We start from the raw sequence: 21,843 nt of genomic DNA, 5'->3' as shown, positions 1-21,843 counted from the left end.
AGAAAATTTAGGATTACGATTTACAAATCGTATCACAGGTCGGATATCCGTTATCCCTAGTTTTTTTATATTAGAAAATGTAGCAATTAGATAATTTCATAATATTTCGCTCCGCTGGAGCTTTTGTATTGGGGTAATTATTGCTTTTCTATAAATATTTCGCCTTTCCAAGGCTTTATTTCATCAGCTCCAGAGGAGCGAAATATTTATAGAAATCATTAATAGTTTGTCACATTTAAGCTCCAGAGGAGCGACATAATCAAAAAAACAAAAAATTAATCTGCTGTTAATCTAAGCACAATATCTTAGCATCTTAGATCCTCAGCACCTTAGCATCTCTAAAAAAATGACTTTCAAAGAACAAATACAACAAGGAATTCCGTCTGTCTTACCTTCAAAAAAAGAGTACGATCCAGCTATCAATCATGCTCCGAAACGAAAAGAAATTCTTTCGGCAGAAGAAAAAAAGCTGGCGCTAAAAAATGCCTTGCGTTATTTTGATCCAAAACATCATGCCGAATTACTTCCTGAATTTTCAGAAGAATTAGAAAAATACGGACGTATCTATATGTACCGTCTTCGTCCAGATTACAGAATGTACGCAAGACCTATTGAAGAATATCCTGGGAAATCATTGCAGGCAAAAGCGATTATGCACATGATTCAAAACAATTTGGATTATGCTGTAGCACAACATCCACATGAATTGATTACGTATGGAGGAAATGGAGCGGTTTTCCAAAACTGGGCACAGTATTTATTGACGATGCAATACTTGTCTGAAATGACAGATGAGCAGACTTTAACCATGTATTCAGGTCACCCAATGGGATTGTTTCCTTCTCATAAAGAAGCGCCAAGAGTTGTGGTAACAAACGGAATGGTAATCCCGAATTATTCAAAACCAGACGATTGGGAAAAAATGAATGCGTTAGGAGTTTCTCAATACGGACAAATGACGGCTGGAAGTTATATGTATATTGGTCCGCAGGGAATTGTTCACGGAACTACAATTACGGTTTTAAATGGTTTCAGAAAAATAAAACAAAATCCAGAAGGAAGTTTATTTGTAACTTCTGGTCTTGGCGGAATGTCAGGAGCGCAGCCAAAAGCTGGAAATATTGCAGGTTGTATTACAGTTTGTGCTGAGGTAAATCCGAAGATTACTAAAATCCGTCACGAGCAAGGGTGGATTAACGAAGTGGTAACTTCAACTGACGAATTAGTTGCCAGAGTCGCTTTGGCGAAAGCCAATAAAGAAACCGTTTCGATTGCTTATTTAGGAAATGTGGTGGACGTTTGGGAACGTTTCGATCAGGAAAATATCAAGATTGATTTAGGCTCAGATCAAACTTCTCTTCATAATCCTTGGGCTGGAGGTTATTATCCTGTTGGGATTTCGTTTGAAGAAGCAAATGATTTAATGGCTAATAATCCCGAATTATTCAAAGAAAAAGTTCAGGAAACATTATGTCGTCACGCAGATGCAATTAACAAACACACCGCAAAAGGAACTTACTTTTTCGATTATGGAAATGCCTTTTTATTAGAAGCTTCGCGCGCGGGAGCTGATGTTATGGCCGAAAATAATATTGATTTTAAATATCCTAGTTACGTTCAGGATATTATGGGGCCAATGTGTTTCGATTACGGATTTGGCCCTTTCCGATGGGTTTGTACTTCTGGAAAACCTGAAGATTTATTAAAGACAGATACAATTGCTTGCGAGGTTTTAGAAAAAATGGCCGAAACTGCTCCAAATGAAATTCAGCAGCAAATGCAGGATAATATCAAATGGATTAAAGGCGCGCAGGAAAATAAATTGGTTGTAGGTTCTCAAGCTCGTATTCTTTATGCTGATGCCGAAGGAAGAATTAAGATTGCAGAAGCTTTTAATCAGGCAATTGCAAAAGGCGAAATTGGCGCTGTGGTCTTAGGACGTGATCATCATGATGTTTCTGGAACTGATTCGCCATACAGAGAAACTTCAAACATCTACGACGGCTCTCGTTTTACTGCCGATATGGCGATCCATAACGTGATTGGAGACAGCTTTAGAGGAGCTACTTGGGTTTCTATTCATAATGGTGGTGGAGTTGGCTGGGGAGAGGTTATAAATGGGGGATTTGGTATGGTTCTTGATGGTTCTAATGAGGCTTCAAAGCGTTTAGCATCAATGCTTTTCTGGGATGTTAACAATGGAATTTCAAGAAGAAGCTGGGCACGAAATGAAGGTGCTGTTTTTGCTATAAAAAGAGCAATGGAAGTTGAACCTTTATTAAAAGTAACTTTGCCAAATCTAGTTGACGAAAGTTTGCTTTAATTAAACTGAACATTTAATTTTTAAAATATGAAAACACTAAAGTTAATTCCGTTTTTGTTACTGCTGATACTTACTTCTTGCAGTACTGTGACCGTTTATTCTGATTATGACAAAACTGTCGATTTTACGCCTTATAAAACGTACGCCTATTTTAAGCCCGGAATTGACAAGGTCGAAATATCAGATTTAGATAAAAGAAGAATTTTACGCGCTATTGATGATCAAATGCAAGCTAAAGGATTTACGAAAAGTGACAATCCAGATTTATTGGTGAATATTTTTACTAAATCAAGAGAGCAAGTTGATGTTAACCAATTTAGTGCTGGCTGGGGTTACGGCTGGGGCTGGGGTTGGAATCCTTACATGATGTATGGAGGACAAACTACAGTTTCAACTTCTACTGAAGGAACTTTGTACATTGATTTAATCGATGCTAAAAAGAAAGAAATGATTTGGCAAGGTGAAGGAGTTGGAACTTTGACAAGAAACATCGACAAAAAAGATGAAAAAATTGCTGAATTCGTAGCCAAAATTTTAGCTCAATATCCGCCAGTTAAAAAATAGTTTTCAGTCGCAGTTGGCAGTTTTCAGCTTTTATAAAACTTTAAATAGTTGTGAACTTTCCAAAAATAATTAATACATTTGCTACTCAATCAGCTAAAAAAATGAAAAACTTTAACAACATTATTATCGCTATTATTAGCATTATTGCAATTCAGCAATAGTGGCGAGGTGTTATATAAGTTTGTAAAATATAATTTATAGAAACCTCCCAATTGGGAGGTTTTTTATTTTAAAAATAATTTTAAACAGCCACGATTTTATATGTTCAAAGATTATCAAAAATAATTCGTGAATTCGTGGCAAAAAAAACAAATTCTCATGAGTTTATTTAACGAAGTACTTAATGCAAAAAAGCAATTAGAGAATGTAGTTGCCGCTACTCCTCTAACCCAAAATTTGAATCTTTCAGACGAATTTGAATCTACTATTTTATTAAAAAGAGAAGATTTACAAATTGTTCGTTCATATAAAATTCGGGGCGCGTACAATAAGATTTCTTCGTTAAACGAAAAAGAAAAAGTAAACGGAATTGTTTGTGCCAGTGCAGGAAATCATGCTCAGGGTGTTGCATATTCTTGCAATCTCTTAAAGATTCAAGGCAAAATTTACATGCCAAAAACAACTCCAAAACAGAAAGTAAAACAAGTTCAATTATTCGGGAAATCGTTTGTAGAAATTGTTTTAACTGGAGATACTTTTGATGACGCTTATGCTTCTGCAACTGCTGATGCCATCAAAAATCATAAAACATTTATTCATCCTTTTGATGATGAAAAAGTAATCGCTGGGCAAGGAACTGTTGGATTAGAAATCTTAGAAAGCTGTAAAGAACCAATCGATTATGTTTTTGTTCCAATCGGCGGCGGCGGACTGGCTTCTGGTTTATCTGAAGTTTTTAAACATTTAAGCCCTCACACAAAAATTATTGGTGTTGAACCAAAAGGTGCACCTTCGATGAAAACTTCAATCGAAGAAAATAAAAATACGCCGCTAAAAACAATTGACAAATTTGTTGATGGAGCTGCTGTAAAACAAGTTGGAGATAAAACTTTTGAAATCTGCCGATACAATTTAGAAGATATTATTCTGGTTCCCGAAGGAAAAGTCTGCACCACAATTTTAAGATTGTATAATGAAGAAGCGATGGTTGTAGAACCCGCTGGCGCTTTAACGATTGCTGCTTTGGATTTTTATAAAGATAAAATTAAGGGTAAAAATGTAGTTTGTATTGTAAGCGGAAGCAATAATGACATTGAAAGAACTGCCGAGATAAAAGAACGTTCTTTACTCTATGAAGGTTTAATGCATTATTTTATGATTCAGTTTCCACAACGTCCGGGGGCATTAAAAGAATTTGTAAATAACATTTTAGGCCCAGATGATGACATCACTTATTTTCAGTTTGCGAAGAAAAATAGTCGTGAAGTAGGTTCTGTAGTTGTTGGTTTAGAATTGAAAAACAAAAATGATATTATGCCAATTAAATTGAAAATGACCGAAAATGGTTTTGAATTTCAATATTTGAATGACAATCAAGATTTGTTCACTCAGTTAATTGGATAATCTTGTCTGAAATGATAAATGTCAGAAAATAAAAAAGAAGTTATCGTATTTTTGCATTCACCTTTAAATATAGAAAAATGACAGCTTTAAAAGATATTTCCACGATAGAAGACATTCAGCAAATGGTTAACAGCTTTTATGCGAATGTTAGAAAAGACGATTTAATTGGTCCTATTTTTAATGATAAACTACAAGACCGATGGGAGCCACATTTACAAAAAATGTACAATTTCTGGCAGACCATTTTGTTTGATGTTCGTGCTTATTCTGGGACTCCTTTTCCTCCACATAAACAGCTTCCTGTAGATAAAACACACTTTGACCGCTGGATTTCCATTTTTAATACAACAATAGATTCGCAATTTGCAGGTCCAATAACTGAAGAAGCCAAAATGCGTGCTACCAATATGGCATTTATGTTCAGTCATAAAATTGAATATTTTAGAAATGCAGAAAATGAAATGAGAAATGCTGCTAAAAAACCTTAAAAAGTATAAGATTAATAAGTGATAAAACTTCACAATTCGATATATTTGAGTTAAATGAATTAAACCCAAATCTATTTATGAAAAAAGTAATTTTCTTTATTGCAATCTGTTTCTCTTGTTTAAATCAATTATCAGCACAATCTCAAGCTCCCACTACTAATTTATACAAAGGAACTGTCGATGGAAAAACTCCTATAACTGTTTACATTAAAACAGAAGAAAATCCCTGTACTGCCGATTTAATGTACACTTCAATGTATCGTTATAATAAATCAAAAAACTGGATTCAGCTTAATATTACTCAAAACACAAAAAAAGAAAATGAGTTTGTAATGGTTGAACAAGGTTTCAGCGGTCTTTTGATTTTACAAAAAACTGGGAACACTTTTTCGGGTTTATGGATTAGTCCCGATACTAAAAAACAACTAAAAGTAGATTTGAAAGAAACGACAATGACCAAAAAAGAACTTGAAAACTACGAAAAGACAATGGAGAAAGTGAACTACGAGAATAACGACTGTTAAACTCACTTTTGACACAAGTCATAAAACTTACAAAAACGCAATAAAACATACTTTCGGATAAAAATTTTGTGATGAATGATAAGAAATCGAGTCGTAAATTCGTAATTTTACAATCTAATCTACATCGTTTTCGAAAATGAATCCAAATATTGAAACCAATCCGTTATTAGAGCGATTGCCGAAACATTTACAGCAATTTATTAAACCTCAAGATTATAGCGATTACACTCCTATCAATCAGGCGGTTTGGAGATATGTTATGCGTAAAAATGTAGATTATCTTTCTAAAGTTGCGCATCATTCTTATTTGGAGGGTTTACGCAAAACGGGGATCGAAATTGATTCTATTCCGAGTATGTATGGAATGAACCGAATTCTAAGCGAAATTGGCTGGGCAGCGGTTGCTGTTGATGGCTTTATTCCGCCAAATGCTTTTATGGAGTTTCAAGCTTATAACGTTTTGGTTATTGCTTCAGACATCAGACAATTAGAACATATCGAATATACTCCTGCTCCAGATATTATTCACGAAGGTGCAGGTCACGCTCCTATTATTGCCAATCCTGAATATGCGGAATATTTAAGACGTTTTGGTGAAATTGGATGTAAAGCGATTTCTTCTCACAAAGATTATCAAATGTACGAGGCAATTCGTCTACTTTCTATTTTGAAAGAAGCCGAAGATACTCCGCAAGAAAAAATCGACGAAGCTGAAAAAGCAGTTGCCGATTTGCAAAATGATATGGGCGAATTGTCTGAAATGGCTCAAATTAGAAATCTGCACTGGTGGACAGTCGAATATGGTTTGATCGGAACAGTTGAAGATCCAAAAATTTACGGTGCGGGATTGCTTTCTTCAATTGGCGAAAGTGCCCACTGTATGACCAATAATGTAAAGAAAATCCCTTATGACATTTCTGCCGCCAATCAAAATTTTGATATTACACAATTACAGCCACAGCTTTATGTAACGCCAACTTTCTCTCATTTAAGTTTGATTTTAGAAGAGTTTGCTAATAAAATGGCTTTAAGAACTGGCGGTTTATCTGGTATTAAAAAATTGATTCAATCTAATGCTTTAGGAACAATTGAATTGAGTACAGGTTTACAAATTTCAGGAGTTTTTACCAATGTGATTGAAGAAGAAGGAAAACCAGTTTACATTCAAACTACTGGAAAAACAGCACTTTCTTACCGAGAAAAAGAATTAGTTGGTCACGGAACTCTAACACATCCACATGGATTTGGAAGTCCGATTGGGAAACTAAAAGGATTTAATCTTGCAATTGAAGATATGAGTCCGAAAGATTTGCAAGCTTACCGAATTGTAGAAAACGAAACGGTAAAACTGGAATTTGAAGGAAATATAATTGTTGAAGGTGAAATTATTACGGGTTCTAGAAATCTTCATGGAGAAATCATTTTAATTAGTTTTAAAAATTGTACCGTAACTCATGGCGAAACAATTCTGTTTCAACCAGAATGGGGAAATTACGATATGGCAATTGGCAAAAAAGTAATTTCTGCTTTTTCTGGCCCTGCCGATGTGAATAGTTTTGACTTAATTAATATCGTTCCTTCAACAAAAACAATCAAAGCGAAACATACAGATGAACGTGATGAATTAGAGCATTTATATGCAACTGTTCGTGACATTCGAAATAATAAAAATGCTGATACAGAATTACAATCTGTTTTCGAAAAACTAAAAAATAATCATGCAAACGATTGGCTTTTAGCTATCGAGATTGCTGAACTTTTGAAGGATTCAAACGAAAAACAGCTTTTGCAAGAAATATTGGTTTACCTAGATCAATTGAAAGAAAGACGTCCTGAAATTGCGCATTTAATTTCTGGTGGATTGGATTTGATTTTTGATAGTTCTTTACCTAATTTGCCACAAAGGCACTAAGGCGCAAAGGTTTTTTTTGATAATTTTTTAATCTCGCAAAGTCGCAGAGTCGCAAAGATTTTTACTTTTTAAAGTTTACTAAATTTCTTTTATTAGATTAAAAGATAGAATTATATATTGAATTGCCTCCTGCTTTAGCTGGAGGAAAATAGAGCCAAAATCAAAAGGCTTTAGCCAAATCTCATGTTTTGGCTAAAGCCTTTTTCAATTTCTTGATGAACACCTCCAGCTAAAGCAGGAGGCAATTCAAAAAAAACTTTGCGCCTTAGTGCCTTTGTGGCAAATTTTACAGCTTCAAATCCTGAGTCAATTCAGTTTCAGATTCAATAGTTTTTCCGTTGTACTGTAGTTTCCATCCCATTGAATTGGTCATGATTAAAATCTTAGACAATTCGCTTATCAATCGGTTTTGAGCGTTAGTTTTTAGTGTCGAATTTTCGATTTTCTTAGCCAGATTCGCTTTTACCGATTTATTGATTTTATTGTAATCATCTCCTGTAAACGGATTCAATTTGCTTTGCTCAACATCGTAAAACTGAATATCTGGATTTATAGTGATTTCTTCTTTTGGGATATTTAAAATCGTGATAGTTTTATTTTTTTCATCAATATCATATTTCATTTGATGCAAATCGTAGGCAACAGTCACGTTTGCATTGACCACAATCAAAGCTTTTTTCTCAAAAGAAATCATATCCATTAAATATTTCTGTTGATTTTTATAGGTAATCACTTCAGAGAAATGTCCTTCGGTGACAACCAATTTTCCAACGTTAAGAATCTGCTGCTGAATTAAATTGGTATTGTAGTTTATATCTGAATCATCTTCTTTTTTGAACTGGCAATATTTAAAAGCCAGAACAATAAGTAAAATAATAACACCAACGCCTATAATTCTTTTGATCAAGTTTTGCATTCTTCTAAAATATTTTAGACCAATTTACTTCATTTTTTCTTTTATTCCGCCACGAATTCACGAATTTTCGCTAATCTCTTTGGCTATTAATTTTTCCAATTTCGCAAATCAAAATTTGTGAAATTCAATTATAAATATCTATATAGATTAACAAAAATTCGTGAATTGCTTCGCCTGTTCGCTATCGCTCGAGTCGTGGCTAATAAGCCTAGAACGGATAACCGATAGCGATATTCAAAATCAGGTTATCTTTTCTCCAAGAACTGCTTCCAAAATTAATATCATCAATAATCCATCTTTGTCCGTCTGGCAAAGCAGGATTTCGAAGCGGAATGGCCAGATCTGTTCGTAAAATTAAAAACGACAAATCGAACCGTAAACCAGCTCCTGCTCCAACGGCAATTTCTTTCATAAAATCTTTCGAAATTTCTGCTCCAGGTTTATTAGGATCGGCGTGCAAAAGCCAAATATTTCCAGCATCTACAAATACGGCGCCTCTTACAATGCTAAATAATTTAGCTCGATATTCGGTATTGAATTCTAGTTTTAAATCTGCTGATTGATCGGGTGTATAATTATTAGTTGTTGTGGGCGGAATAACATAACTTCCTGGACCTAAAGTTCGCGCCCTGAAAGCTCTAATACTATTGGTTCCTCCAACTACAAACTGTTTTGAAGCTGGAAGTGTATTCGAATTTCCGTAAGCAAATCCTGCACCAACAATCAATCTACTGGCCAATTCACTTTCTTTTCCAAGCTTCAAATAATGTCTAAAATCGGATCTGATTTTCACATATTGGCTAAACGGAACATCAAAGATTTTTATCGTATCATTTTTCTTAATATTAGCTCCTGTAACTGCCCCTGTTAGATTTCCTGCCAAATCTAATTCGCCGTTAAAATATATCGTATGTCTTTTACGCTTCTGCATCGTATTTGTGTACGTATAATTGTAAGTCGGGCCAAAAATCAATTGTTTTTCAATTACTTTCCCCAAAGCAGCATCCTCTTCTATATCGGCCAAATATTCTGGCGTAACATGGTTTGGACTTACGTAAGTTACATCGACTACATTCAATTGATGTTCTTTACGAATGTTCTCTTTCCACATATATCCAAAAGAAGTATTGAAAGAATTCAAAGCATAAAGCTCGGTTCTTTTTTGGTATTCATAACGCAAAGTGGCTTTGGTTCTCGGAACATATTCGCTATTACCTTCAATATGAAAAGGCGTTATAAATCTTGGCCAAGTCAAACTCACCTCACCTCCGAGTTTATAAATATTTTTTCCTTTATTTACTCCCCCAAGCTGAAAATCGGCTCCTCCAAAAACAGAAGCTGTAAACAATTCTGCTCCTCTAAAAAAGTTTCGGTTATTCCAGTTTAAATTTAACTCTGTCCCCGTATAACTCGCTGAATTCGTTTTGCCAATAACTTCAACACGAATAAACTTTTTAGGCAAAAGAGTCAAGTAATAATAAGAATTTAAAGCATTTGGAATAGAATCTGAAGGTCTAAATTCGTTCTTTACAAAACTGAAAGTACCAAGATTCACAAATCGGTTTAAAGTCAAATTATGATCTTTTCGATTGTAAACATCTCCTTTTTTGAAATAAATCGTTCGATCGTAAATTCTGGGTTTGAAAGTTTCTGTTGTATCAATTATCGTGAGATCTTTATATTGTGTCATGTTTCTTTTTCGATAAACAGCACTATCATTCGTTAGAGAATAATTTGGATACACAAAAATCTTATCAATTTTATAAGTGGTTAAAGCTTTTACTGGCGTATCGTCTTTTATAACCAATCTAATTCTTACTTCGTGATCTCCTTTGCTGCTGTCTACTTTGGCCAAAATATAATCTGGATTAAAATAGAAATAACCTTTTTCTTTTAATCTCGCATCAATTCTTTCTCTTTCTGCTTTTATAATATCTAAATCATAAGGCGCACCCACTTTAAGCAAACTTCTTCTGCTGCTTTTTGCAATAATCTTTGACATTTTTAAAGAATCGTCTGGAAATATCACGCTTTTTATAATGTATTGCTGTCTTGGCGTAACGATATACTCTGCCGTAACTCTTTTATTTCGAACAGTAGAATCGGCACTTACACGGGTTTTAAAATAGCCTCTATTTTCAGTAAAATTTCTTAATACAGAAGCATTATAATCTAAATCGACCTGACTAAAAAGTACTGGCGGTTCTCCGACTTTATTTCTTAACCAATATCTTGTTCCTTTATCTTTTTTAGGTTCGCCAGCAAGATTATAGATTAATAATTTTGGACGCAAACCAAAGATTTGCTTGTTTGGTTTTGGGCGCAACAAACCCTCGAGTTCCTTTTCTAATGCTTTTCGATTTTTCTTTTTCATAATCGAATCTTTTATGGTCACGGAACCTCCTGTATAAAGCAAATCGCCCTCTGGAAGGTATTTTGTGTTACTGCATCCTACAACAAAAAACAAGGAAAGCAGTGCAATACACTTTATATAAAATGGGTTTATATGATTATGTTTTCTGCTCATTTCCTTCAATTGTTTTTTCGTCTTCGTTCTCCTGCAATTTTTCCTTTTCCTTCTGTTCTTTCTTTTTCTGTTTTTCTTTTTCCTTACGTATTTTTTCTTCTCTAATTAATTGTTTCTCTTTTTCTGTACGATGAAAAAGTTCTCTGAATTTATTGTAACTCATCGTGATTACAAACGCCACTCCAGTCTCAATTACCTGACCTTCAACTGCAACCTGATATTGATTTTTACGATAGGCACGAACCATATAGCGACCGTCTTTTGTCAATTGATAATCTAATGCTACATCGCCCGCAATGTTGGTTGTTTCTTCGTTGGCGCGTTCCTGTCCTTCTACTCCAAAACTGCTTCCAACAGTAACTTTCAAACGATCGTCTAGTAATTTTTTAGAAACCTCGACATTCAAATCAGTTCTGTTTTGCATGGTTCCTGTCGTGTAATCTTCTGTCGATTCTAAATCAAAATTTACTTCAAAACCTGTAATAAGATCTCCTGCCAGATTATTTAATTGCTGCGAAAGAATTTTACTTACACTTTGTCTAGCAAAAGATTCTGCATTTGTACCGCCACTTTCACTAGAAAACGGATTTTCGCCCACAAATCGGTTTAACAATAAAAGTGCAAAAACCTGTTTATTCAATTCCGCTGGATCTTGCTCTAATTGTTTCAGTTTTGTTTGTGTCATATCTACAACATCTGTAGAAACATTATAATTCCCTTCTGGAAGCACAATTCCAAATGAGATTTCTGGTTTAAGCAATTCTCCATTCATTTTCAACAAAGTCTGAAAAGGAAGTTTTTGTTTATAAGTATTTTGAACCGATGGAGGTAGATTTGTCAACTGACTTCCTAACAAATCAATTGGCGCAGTATTAACTTTATAAATAGCTGTAATATTTAAAGTTGCCATTGTTGGTTCGCCGTTCCAAGTAATAAAACTTCCTTTTTGAATATCAAATTTTCTTTTGATTCCGTTGAAATTCATTTGATAAGAACCATCTGAAAATTCATATTTTCCTGTCAAAGTTGTTTTTCCAGATTGATCGATTCCGCCTACTAACTCTGCTTCTCCTTTCAAATTCAAATAATCGCCATTAGATTTATCAATCAGGAGAGTTAATTCTGCTTCTTTATCAATCGAAATTGCGACATTAACGTTCATTCCTTTCAATTCCGATTGATTCAGTTTGTTCTGCATATCAACCGTTTGTCGCAAATACAAATTGTCTTCATCCACAAATTCTACAATTCCTTCTCTATCAGCAATTGAAGGATCTGATTGAGGCATTACGACTGTAAATTTGGTTTCTTTATTGATTTTTAGCGTTCCGTCAATAACAGGACTATCGAGATTTCCTTTGATATTCAGTTTTGTGTCCAAAAACAAATCGCCATAAAACAAATCGTTGTCTTTTGCTTTCGAATTAATCGCTCTAAAATCGTTTGCTTCAACAACCAAATTGAAATTATATTTAACAAAATCTGGAGACTGAATTGTTCCGTTTACATATAATTCATTATCGTTTTCGTCAAAAAGAGAAAATTTATCAAATGAAATGGTTTCGTTATTGAAGGTGATTTTTTCATTTTTAGTTTTAAAATAGGAATTCAGTTGCGTTACTCTAAAACCAGCATCATTAAAGTTTAATTCTCCATTAATTTTTGGAGCAGAAGTATTTCCTGTCAATTTAAAATTTCCCGATAGAAAACCCTGTCCTTCAGTAATATTTCCCATACTGAATCCTTGAATACTTTTGATGTACAGTTTATTAATTGCAACATCAAAATCAAAATTTCCAGCGTCTAACTGATAATCTCCTGTCAGTTTTAGATCGTTTCCTTCGTCGCTCAAAGCTACATTTGCGGCAAGCATATTGGCAGTTTTATTGTCAACTTTTATTTCTAAATCACCAACTTTTGATCCTTTAAAAGTAAAATCATCAATTTTTAAATCTGATGTAAAAATCGGGTTTGTCATTACATTTTCAACCAAAGCATTTCCGTTTATCAAACCTTGCATTAACAACTCGTCTTTTTTAACCATATTCATAATGGTTTCAATTTTGAAGTTTACAAAGTCGACTTGTAACGGCGCATTATCTTGATTTCCTTGCGATTGCATTTTTAACTCATTTCCATTATTATTCAAATTGAATTTATTGACATACAGTCTTTTTTCTCCAAATTCAATTGAATTTTCTGGATCGACATTCCATTTGTCATAATTTAAAATGAAGTTTTCAGAATCGAACTTTACTATATTTTTAGAATCTTCTGCTTTAAATTCACCTGCAATAAAATATTGCTGTTTTTGTTTTGCATCCTGAACTTCAAGCGCATAAGTCAAAATATTATTTTGAACTTCTCCGCTTAAACTTGTAAACGGAATTTTTAAAGAACCGCTTTCAATTGTAGCAACAGAAACCGAATATTCTAAAGCATTTTCTTTTGCCACAATATTGATTCGTCCATCAGAAATAGTGTTATTTGCGTAAACAATTCTCGGAATCGTTCCTTTTACTTCTAAAGAATCCGTCTGATTATTGTATTTTCCATTGATTGTAAAAGGCTCTAAACCTGTCAGTTTTGGCAACAATTTAAAAAGCACTGGATCATTATCAACTTTCAACATAAACGCCAGTCTTTGCTCATCTGATTCTGCGTTGACTTTCGGGTTTTTAAGATCAATATATTTCGATAATGACTTTTGAACTGAATTTGCCAAAGTCGTCAGTTTGTATTTTCCAGTCACTTCTGCTTTTAGAAATTGAGACGAAATTTTAATCGAATTACTGTCTTTATCTGCGAAAGCCAAAACACGAATCGAATCCAAAACAATTGGCTCAACATCTTGCAAAATCTGAATATTGGATAAAAACACTTTTCCGTTTAGAAAATCTGGATTACTGTTGGTAATATCGGCATCGACATTTCCGCGAAGTTTCATCGGGCCCGCGTGCAGATTCAACTTTTCTAAATCGGCAATATCTAAATTCAGTTTTAATTTTACAGTTGGGTATTTGTCTTTTGTGTCTCCGCTTGCAGTTAAATCAAAATTCAGATTCGGATCTTTCATTCCAGATTTTACTGCGAAAGAACCATTTTCGATATTTCCTTTTAAAGCTAAATTCTTATATGTATATCGATTAAAAACTGCTTTCTGAACCAAACCATCAATCGCTGCATTTGCTGTTTTTGGATCTAAACCATTTCCTTTAACTTTCGCTTTAAGCGTAATTTTTCCGATTGAATCGTTTTTGATTAATCGTCCTAAATCAAATTCCTGCAAAGAAACGTCTGCATCGTATTTTTCTTTTTTCTTGATTCGCTGATCAAATAACGCATCGACTTTTGCATTTCCAAAACTGCTATTTAAGACCAAATTGGTTTTGAAATTCTGTACCGAACCTTTAAATTTTCCTTGCAAACTTAACTGCGAAGGCAATTGTATGTTTTTCGGAATTGTTCCTGCTGGCATAAACATATTAATGTCTTTTGAAGTACTCGAAATCTTCTTGATATTCAGATCATAATATGCTTTTTGAGCATCAGGAAGTCCAGAAATTTTCCCCGAAAGGGAAACTTTTGTAGAACCGATTCCGCTCATTTCAAATTTCGAAATATTCAAATCTTTTACTTTCCCACTCACGCGACTGTCTACATACAAAATCGCATTTGGATTACTTTTAAACGGATTTGTTTTCTGCAAATCGGGAACAAACAATAAAATATCTTTGAAACCAATTTTTGACTGTTTCAAATTGGCATCAATAGCGAGATTTCCTAAATCTTTTTGAAGTGATTCTAGTGATTTATATTGCGCCTTAACTTTATCTTGAACAAGAGTTTGTGGCGTTTTAAAATACAGATTTTCTAATGTGGCACTTTTTGGACCATAAAAGAAATCTGTTTTTAAAGCTTGAATCTGCAAACCGCTTTTTTCGTTTACAGTCAATGTTTTAATATTTCCAGAAATGGTATCATTTCCGTAATACAATTTGTCGGCTTTAAAGTTGAATTTATTCAAATCTAAGTGTGCATAATCAATACCTTTTGTTTTGGATTTTGACTGCATATCATCAAATTTGAAAGCGATATTTTCTAGATTGGTTTCATTGAGTTTCACTTTCCAACCTGCTTGTTTTATTGCAGTTGTATCTAAATTTGGAGTTTGAATTTGTTTGTCTTTTGCGCCTAATCTTAGATTTCCGCTAAGATTTTTTACTTCGAAAGTATCGAAATCTAAAAGCTGTTTGTTTAAATCAATTTTGTTTACGGCCAGATTTAAATTTCCTAAACGAATGCCTGAATTTAATTTGGAATCTTTATTATCGTATAAAATATCGATTTTAGATAAAGTGATTTTATCCAGTTTCAGTTTGAAATCTGGGCGCTTTGAAACGGTATCAACGGTTTTAACAGAAACTTCAGCAATCTTCTCGACAACATCTTGATCCAAAACTACTTTCAATCCATTCAAATTGATATTCGGAATATTAAAATCCATTTGATCCAAATCAAACTTTTTGAATTTCGTATCAAAATGAGTAAGATTTACTCGAATATCATTTTTCGAAAAATCATCTTTAAAATTGAATTTAACTTGATCGAGATTTACCTTTACAACAGAGATTTTGAAAGGTTTAGCATTTGGATCTTCTACTTTCGGCTCTTTAGATTCAAATGCTTTTATGATATAATCGAAATTGAAAACGCCGTCTTTGTTTCTTGAAATATTGGCTTTTACGTTTTCTAATGAAACTGAATTGATTTCCAGTTCGCTGCTTACCAATTTAAAAAGATCAACATCAACTTCTAATCGTTTACCAGCCAACAAAGTATCTTTCTTTTGATCTTCAAAATAGAAACCTTCCAGCACTACATCTTTTGGAAATTTGATCAAAATTTTATCCAGAGAAACTTTGGTTTTTATTTTTCCTTGAAGATATGTTATCGCCTTGTCCTTAACGAAATTTTGGACTGACGGAACTTGGATTAAAATAATTAGAAGTAATAATAGCGCAACCACAGAAACCACGCACCATATTAGAATGCGAAGTATTTTTTTAAGAAAATGTCTGGGTTTCTTATTCATACGTCAATAAAATCGTTAAGATTCAAATTGCTTCTGAAAAAAGCAGGGTTACACATCTTACAAAAATGTAAAATTTAAACCTTAACAATTTACATAATTATGAGCAATTATTCTAAAATTTCACTGCTAAATCATTTATTAAGACCAATAAAAAAGCCAAACAATAAAATTATTTGGCTTTAAGATTTTCTATATCGCTATATACGTTTTACTAATAGGAATATGTGCATTTAAAGGATATCGCTTTGTAGTTCATTTCAGTAGGAAAATTATTTTCATCAAAAGCATATGTTATCTCATTGGTATAACTATTGTTATCTACTAAAGTGACTGTATAACTTATTACATTATTAACCGATGAGCTAACTTGTGGCTGCTCTTCAAAGATTTTATTAAACCCTAAAACATTTCTCATCGGACTATTTTTATCGTCATATTTATATGTTGTTACAGATGATGAAGTTTCATATTTTATGATATTTCCATCCTTTAATGTATAAATATTCTTTGGAGAAATGATTTCTTCTGCACCAGTTGAAATAGTAACTCGAGATATTACAAATGAAACAACATCACTAGATTCATAAGTATAAGAATACTTATCATAGTAATCACGTCCTGGAAGTTTTCGCAAATAAGTTGTCAATTTTCCATTAGTATAATTATACTCATCTGTAAAGTCTGAAGCTTCTTTCTTGGTAATTAAATCTCCGGTATAAGTGTATTTTACAACATAATTGTCGGTATATGTACTGCTAACAATTTTATTTCCATCAAAGACGAAATCAATAGCCACTGGACCATCAAGATCAGAAATAATTTGTTTTTTTGGTACTCTGCTCTCAGTATTCTGAGCAGCGTTATCATCGTTTGAACAAGATGTTAACATCATTAGCGAAATGCAAAGCAAATAAGTAATTTTTCTCATCATATTTAAAGGTATTTATTACAAATAAACATAATTTTAGGATCAAAACATAACAATTTGTTTATTTTTTGTTTTGAATATTTTCAAACCGAAATTCAAAAAAACTTTCTTTTATACATTAAAACACAATATGAGGCCATTTTTCCTCAACGTTTTTCATTTTTTGCTGAAGATTGGCTAAGAATTTTTTATGCTGGTCTGATTCTGGATTAAAACTTCTATGACGCAGGCTTTTTTGGATTTCGTCTACTTCTTTCATTATAGAAAAACTGTTCTCTGAAATGTGGCTTTCGCTGAAAAGCTTCCAGATATAATCAATCGCAATTTGGTTGGGATGAAGCATATCTTCGTTATAAAAACGGTAATCACGAAGTTCGTCCATCATGATTTCGTACGAAGGAAAATAATTATGAGTTATGAATTTTGAATTATAAGTTTTTAAAACCTGATGAAGCGCTGTAAATAAATGCGATTTGCTCAGCTGATTTTCTACAAAACCGTCTTTGATATGTCTTACAGGAGAAATCGTAAATATGAAATTAATATTTGGGTTTAAAGTCTGAATAGCGCCGATTGTATTTTGAATACTTTTTTGAATTACTTCAACCGATAATAATTCTTTCGCAAATTGCTTTTGAGGAACTTTATGGCAATTGGCTACAATTTCATCTTTTTCTATGTTTCTGTAAATCCACGAAGTCCCAAAAGTGATAATGATATGTGTTGCTTCTTTGATTTGTTTATAGGTTTCAGTAATTGCTTTGTTAAGCGTTTCCAACAATTCTTGTCGGTCTGAATTACTCAAATCGGAATGCACTTCGTAGCTATGCCAGCGTTCATTGTGAAAGAAAACATCTTTTTCTCCAAACAATTCCTGTTTAGAAACTCTATCAAATAATTTCTCAATTGAAACTGGATTAAAAATTATCCCAAACGGATTTGTTTCATTTTGAAATTTAAAATAATCGAATTTCTCCGCCATATTTTCTGCAAAACAAGATCCAATAGAAAGTACTTTCGAATTATAATCGATCGGATTATTACTTTTTGAAATGGGAATTTGGGTTCTGAATTGCATTACTTCGGGTTTTTAAACAAATTTCGGTTATTTTATTCAACAAAAAAACCAAATACAAAAAAGCATTTGGTTTTTTATGGTTTTGGATCTTGTACAAATTAGTATTTATATTCAATTGTTTCGTTTAAAATTATCCAATGCAAGATTATTTTTTTAATTGTAAAAGGTCTTCTAAAACAGGAAAAATCTAAAAAAGCAGCCAAATACATTAAGTATTTGGCTTTCTATTTAATATAAATATTTTGTTGTACTTGAGACCTGTTCTCCTCCACCTTTATAATACGTTTTTAAACTTGGATATCCTTCATCATTATATTCATAAGTATTCTTATCGTAAACAAAATTTGTATTACTCGAAATTGTTAAAATATTATTGCTCGAGGACATCTCTTCAGCAATTAATAGATTGATACCCTTAATATTTTTAAACGGAGAATTTTTATTGTCATACTCATAAATTTGCGCATACATATCAAGTGCTGTTTTGCCATTTACAGTGGTATTTCTAATTACATTTCCATTTTTATAGATCAGCATATTATAAGTATCGCTTTCTTTTTCAATATTGGTAAATTGATCCGTGTCAAATCTTTGCACTTTAATTAGTGTGTCCGATACAAAGGTATATACATTTCTACCTGCGAATTTTCCATTCGGATAATCTATACTAATGCTACTAATAAATTTACTTGATGCTAGTTTTCCGTTTTCATAAAAGTAAGTTACAACTGTAGTCTTGTTTTCTTTACCTTGAACAATCTCATAATACTGTTTAGATTGAATTAATCCTCCTTCGTAAAAAAAATAAATTTTGTTTTTTTTAGTGGTCATGCTTTCAATTTTATCATCTTTATAAGTGATAAAAGTAGTATCGGCCGGAGATCCTGAGTAAGTAGTTATAATACTTTTTGGAAATGTACCATCATTTGCTTCAGGAGAAGAATTTTCTTCACTTGAACATGATGAGAATAGTAGTGCTAAAGCTCCAAAAAGACATAAGATTTTTTTCATGATTGAGGTATTTTTTATTAAACTTTGCAAAAGTAAGAAAGCCAGAAGCATTTGCATCTGGCTTTTATAAATAAAACAGGTTCAACTATTAATAAAAATATTCAATAGTACCTAAACTATCAGATCCTGTATTAACTTCTTTAACTGGATAACCATTCTCATTATAAGTAAAAGTACTGTTTGTCCATAAGTCACCTTCTGATGTATCAGTTAAAATATTAAATTTAACTCCATTACCTTCTCCGTCAACGAATGCAATTTTATCCATTCCTAAAATATTTTTCGTAGGATTGTTTTTATTATCATAAGTGTATTTATGATTTTCCCAGCTTGCGTCTTCACTTATTATCTCACTAACCTCTCCATTTACAAATTTAATGGTGTTGGTTGTTCCTTCAAGTGTTTGAGTTGTTCCATCTCCAGAAAATGATTGCGCTGTAACTGTACCATCAGCATTATAAGTATAAACTTCTTTATGCCCCCAATCCATATTTGGCTCTACTCTAACAAAAGTGGTTAATTTGCCTTCTGCGTTATAAGAAAATGTATTAATCTGATCTACTGTTCCATCAGCATATTTAAATTCTATTTTAGTAATTAGATCTCCCGTATAAGTATAATACAAACCTACATCACCTGAGTCATCTGTTGTACTTACAATTTTATTGCCGTCATATTTATAATTGACAGTAATTTTGTCACCTTCAGGTGTTGTGATAACGTTTTTCTTAAGTAAAACAAGATCTGAAGAAGGAGAATCTTCACTTGAACAAGAGGTTAATAACAGAGTCAAAGCTCCGAAAAGACATAAAATTTTTTTCATTTTGATTTGGTTAAATTTGTTATTGTTACAAACTTAAGACAACCTAAAACCAAAACCTTACGGGATTCCTCATTACAAACAGTTACTATAATTTAAATGCTTCTTAAGATATTATTGGCTAACAAAATAAGCACACAAATATCTTATCACAAAAGATTAGATAAAATCAAAAACACGTATAAATACCTAGCTTTTTTCTTCTGTTTTTTTAATTAATTCAGAGACTAAAACAACTGGTAATTTCATCTGTAAAAAATTTACATTTTTAATAACAAAAATGAACTTCACAAACTAAAACAATTCCTTATTTTTGCATCTTCCATTTTTTTAAAATCATATATGAAATTATTATATACTTACATTATCAAACATAAAATGCTCTTATTTTTTGCTTTGATAATGGCTACTATCAACATTTGTTTCAGTTTATCAGACTCAGTAATTACAGGAAAACTTATGCAGGATTGCGGAGTTGGTCTGGCAAAATACAAAGGAAACGAAATCGGATTTATTAAATCATTGTCTTTCTGGCTTGGGCTTTCGCTTGGTGCAGCGATGATTTCTAGAATTACCAAAAACTTTCAGGATTACTTCACCAATGTTGTTATTCAGCGTACTGGCGCTCAAATGTATACAGACGGAATCAAAAAATCTCTTGATCTTCCTTATGCCGAATTTGAAGACCAGCGAAGTGGAGAAACTTTGAGCAAATTGACAAAAGTTAGAATCGATTCAGAAAAACTGATTACACTTTCTATTTCGTTAATCTTTCAAACTATAATCGGTTTTATATTTGTAATCGTTTATGTTGCAAGAATCGATTTTAGAATTTCGATTATCTTCTTAATTACAGCTCCAATTATTGCTTTGGTGAGTTTGTACTTGGGTAAAAAGATCAAAATCGTTTCTAGAAAGATTGTAAATCAAACCAATGCACTGGCAGGTTCGACAACTGAAAGTTTACGAAACATCGAGTTAGTAAAAAGTCTTGGTTTAACATATCAAGAAGAAAAGCGTTTGAACTTAAACACTTTTAAAATTCTTCAACTAGAATTAGAGAAAATCCGTTTCATCAGAAGTTTGAGTTTTATTCAAGGAACAACCGTTCATTTTTTAAGAACTTGTGTTGTTTTTGCTTTATATTATTTCCTTTTTGGAGGAAAAATCATTGTTGGAGATCTATTGACAATGGTATTTTTTACCTTCTTCATTTTTGGTCCATTGCAAGAATTAGGAAACTTTATTATTGCTTTGAACGAAACAAAAGTTTCTATGGAGAACTTTAAAACTTTATTAAGCGCTCCAAAAGAATTTCGTCCAAAAACACCAAAACATGTTGGTGCAATTCAGAAATTACTTTTCGAAAATGTTAGTTTTCAGCATAAAACCGCAAAGTTCAAAGCAGTTGAAAATATAAATTTCGAAATCAAACAAGGACAAACCGTGGCTTTTGTTGGTCCGTCTGGATCTGGGAAAACGACTTTAGTAAAATTATTAGTCGGATTATACACTCCACAAGAAGGTCAGGTTTTGTATAATGATATTGATTCTACAGAAATTGATTTACTTGATTTAAGAAAACAATTAGGATTTGTAACACAAGACGCTCAATTATTTTCTGGAACGATTCGCGAAAACTTATTATTTGTAAAACCAAATGCAACCGATGAAGATTTATATGATGCTTTAAAAAGAGCAAGTTGTGACAAACTTTTGAGACGCGCAGAAGATGGTTTAAACACGACAATTGGCGAAGGTGGAATAAAAGTTTCGGGTGGAGAAAAACAGCGTTTATCTATTGCTAGAGCTATTCTTAGAAATCCGAATTTATTGATTTTTGACGAAGCGACTTCGGCATTAGATTCAATTACAGAAGAGGAAATTAACGCAACAATTAGAAATATTTCAGACAAAAACCGAATTACTGTTTTAATCGCGCACCGTTTATCAACTGTAATGCATGCCGACAGAATATTTGTCTTAGAACAAGGTAAAATCATCGAACAAGGTAAACACGAAGATTTAATTGTAGAAAAAGGGCTTTATTATGCTATGTGGCGCCAACAAATTGGGGAGAGAAAATAGTTTTCT

General features: G+C 32.8%; 14 protein-coding genes. 7 read left to right on the top strand and 7 right to left on the bottom strand.

The window, feature by feature from the left end; translation table 11 throughout:
- The first annotated feature begins 346 nt into the window (after positions 1-346).
- The 6 genes from DM444_RS02190 (at position 347) to DM444_RS02165 (ending at position 7,374) form a co-directional block, all read left to right on the top strand.
- Positions 347-2,323, top strand: coding sequence for a urocanate hydratase (locus tag DM444_RS02190; protein ID WP_111283548.1), 1,977 nt, complete (start codon positions 347-349; stop codon positions 2,321-2,323).
- 27 nt (positions 2,324-2,350) lie between these two features.
- Complete coding sequence (locus DM444_RS02185) at positions 2,351-2,887, top strand: DUF4136 domain-containing protein (RefSeq protein ID WP_111283546.1); 537 nt, start codon at positions 2,351-2,353, stop codon at positions 2,885-2,887.
- A 318-nt stretch (positions 2,888-3,205) separates the two neighbouring features.
- Positions 3,206-4,450, top strand: coding sequence for a threonine ammonia-lyase IlvA (gene ilvA / locus DM444_RS02180; protein ID WP_111283544.1), 1,245 nt, complete (start codon positions 3,206-3,208; stop codon positions 4,448-4,450).
- Between the two features lie 77 nt (positions 4,451-4,527).
- Entirely contained in the window at positions 4,528-4,938 is a 411-nt protein-coding gene (locus DM444_RS02175; protein WP_111283542.1) for a group III truncated hemoglobin, read from the top strand.
- Positions 4,939-5,015: 77 nt separating this feature from the next.
- Positions 5,016-5,462 (top strand): hypothetical protein, encoded by a 447-nt coding sequence (locus DM444_RS02170; RefSeq protein ID WP_111283540.1) that lies wholly within the window; start codon positions 5,016-5,018, stop codon positions 5,460-5,462.
- A 136-nt stretch (positions 5,463-5,598) separates the two neighbouring features.
- Positions 5,599-7,374 (top strand): aromatic amino acid hydroxylase, encoded by a 1,776-nt coding sequence (locus DM444_RS02165; protein WP_111283538.1) that lies wholly within the window; start codon positions 5,599-5,601, stop codon positions 7,372-7,374.
- 286 nt (positions 7,375-7,660) lie between these two features.
- Here the strand turns inward: DM444_RS02165 and DM444_RS02160 are convergent, their stop codons facing one another.
- The 7 genes from DM444_RS02160 to DM444_RS02125 all read right to left on the bottom strand — a co-directional run bounded on the left by DM444_RS02160 (position 7,661) and on the right by DM444_RS02125 (position 19,752).
- Positions 7,661-8,290, bottom strand: coding sequence for a DUF4230 domain-containing protein (locus DM444_RS02160; RefSeq protein WP_162614907.1), 630 nt, complete (start codon positions 8,288-8,290; stop codon positions 7,661-7,663).
- A gap of 208 nt (positions 8,291-8,498) precedes the next feature.
- Positions 8,499-10,817 (bottom strand): translocation and assembly module lipoprotein TamL, encoded by a 2,319-nt coding sequence (tamL, locus tag DM444_RS02155; RefSeq protein ID WP_111283536.1) that lies wholly within the window; start codon positions 10,815-10,817, stop codon positions 8,499-8,501.
- On the bottom strand, positions 10,801-15,912 hold the full coding sequence (locus DM444_RS02150) for a translocation/assembly module TamB domain-containing protein (protein ID WP_111283534.1): 5,112 nt from the start codon (positions 15,910-15,912) through the stop codon (positions 10,801-10,803). Before DM444_RS02150 ends, tamL begins: the two co-directional genes overlap by 17 nt.
- Before the next feature lie 211 nt (positions 15,913-16,123).
- Positions 16,124-16,843 carry a hypothetical protein gene (locus DM444_RS02140; RefSeq protein ID WP_162614906.1) on the bottom strand — a complete coding sequence of 240 codons (720 nt, stop codon included), beginning with the start codon at positions 16,841-16,843 and terminating at the stop codon, positions 16,124-16,126.
- A 115-nt stretch (positions 16,844-16,958) separates the two neighbouring features.
- The gene (locus DM444_RS02135) at positions 16,959-17,918 is read right to left on the bottom strand and encodes a GSCFA domain-containing protein (RefSeq protein ID WP_111283530.1); all 960 of its coding nucleotides are present in this window, start codon (positions 17,916-17,918) and stop codon (positions 16,959-16,961) included.
- Between the two features lie 228 nt (positions 17,919-18,146).
- Entirely contained in the window at positions 18,147-18,929 is a 783-nt protein-coding gene (locus tag DM444_RS02130) for a hypothetical protein (protein WP_111283528.1), read from the bottom strand.
- An 88-nt stretch (positions 18,930-19,017) separates the two neighbouring features.
- The gene (locus tag DM444_RS02125; RefSeq protein WP_111283526.1) at positions 19,018-19,752 is read right to left on the bottom strand and encodes a hypothetical protein; all 735 of its coding nucleotides are present in this window, start codon (positions 19,750-19,752) and stop codon (positions 19,018-19,020) included.
- Positions 19,753-20,091: 339 nt separating this feature from the next.
- Between DM444_RS02125 and DM444_RS02120 the strand changes: the two genes are divergently transcribed.
- On the top strand, positions 20,092-21,837 hold the full coding sequence (locus DM444_RS02120) for an ABC transporter ATP-binding protein (protein WP_111283524.1): 1,746 nt from the start codon (positions 20,092-20,094) through the stop codon (positions 21,835-21,837).
- Positions 21,838-21,843 lie beyond the last annotated feature (6 nt).

The sequence above is a fragment of the Flavobacterium ginsenosidimutans genome (assembly GCF_003254625.1).
GTDB lineage: Bacteria > Bacteroidota > Bacteroidia > Flavobacteriales > Flavobacteriaceae > Flavobacterium > Flavobacterium ginsenosidimutans.
The sequence above is the reverse complement of the archived record's forward strand: the minus strand, read 5'-3'. Positions and strand labels throughout refer to the sequence as shown.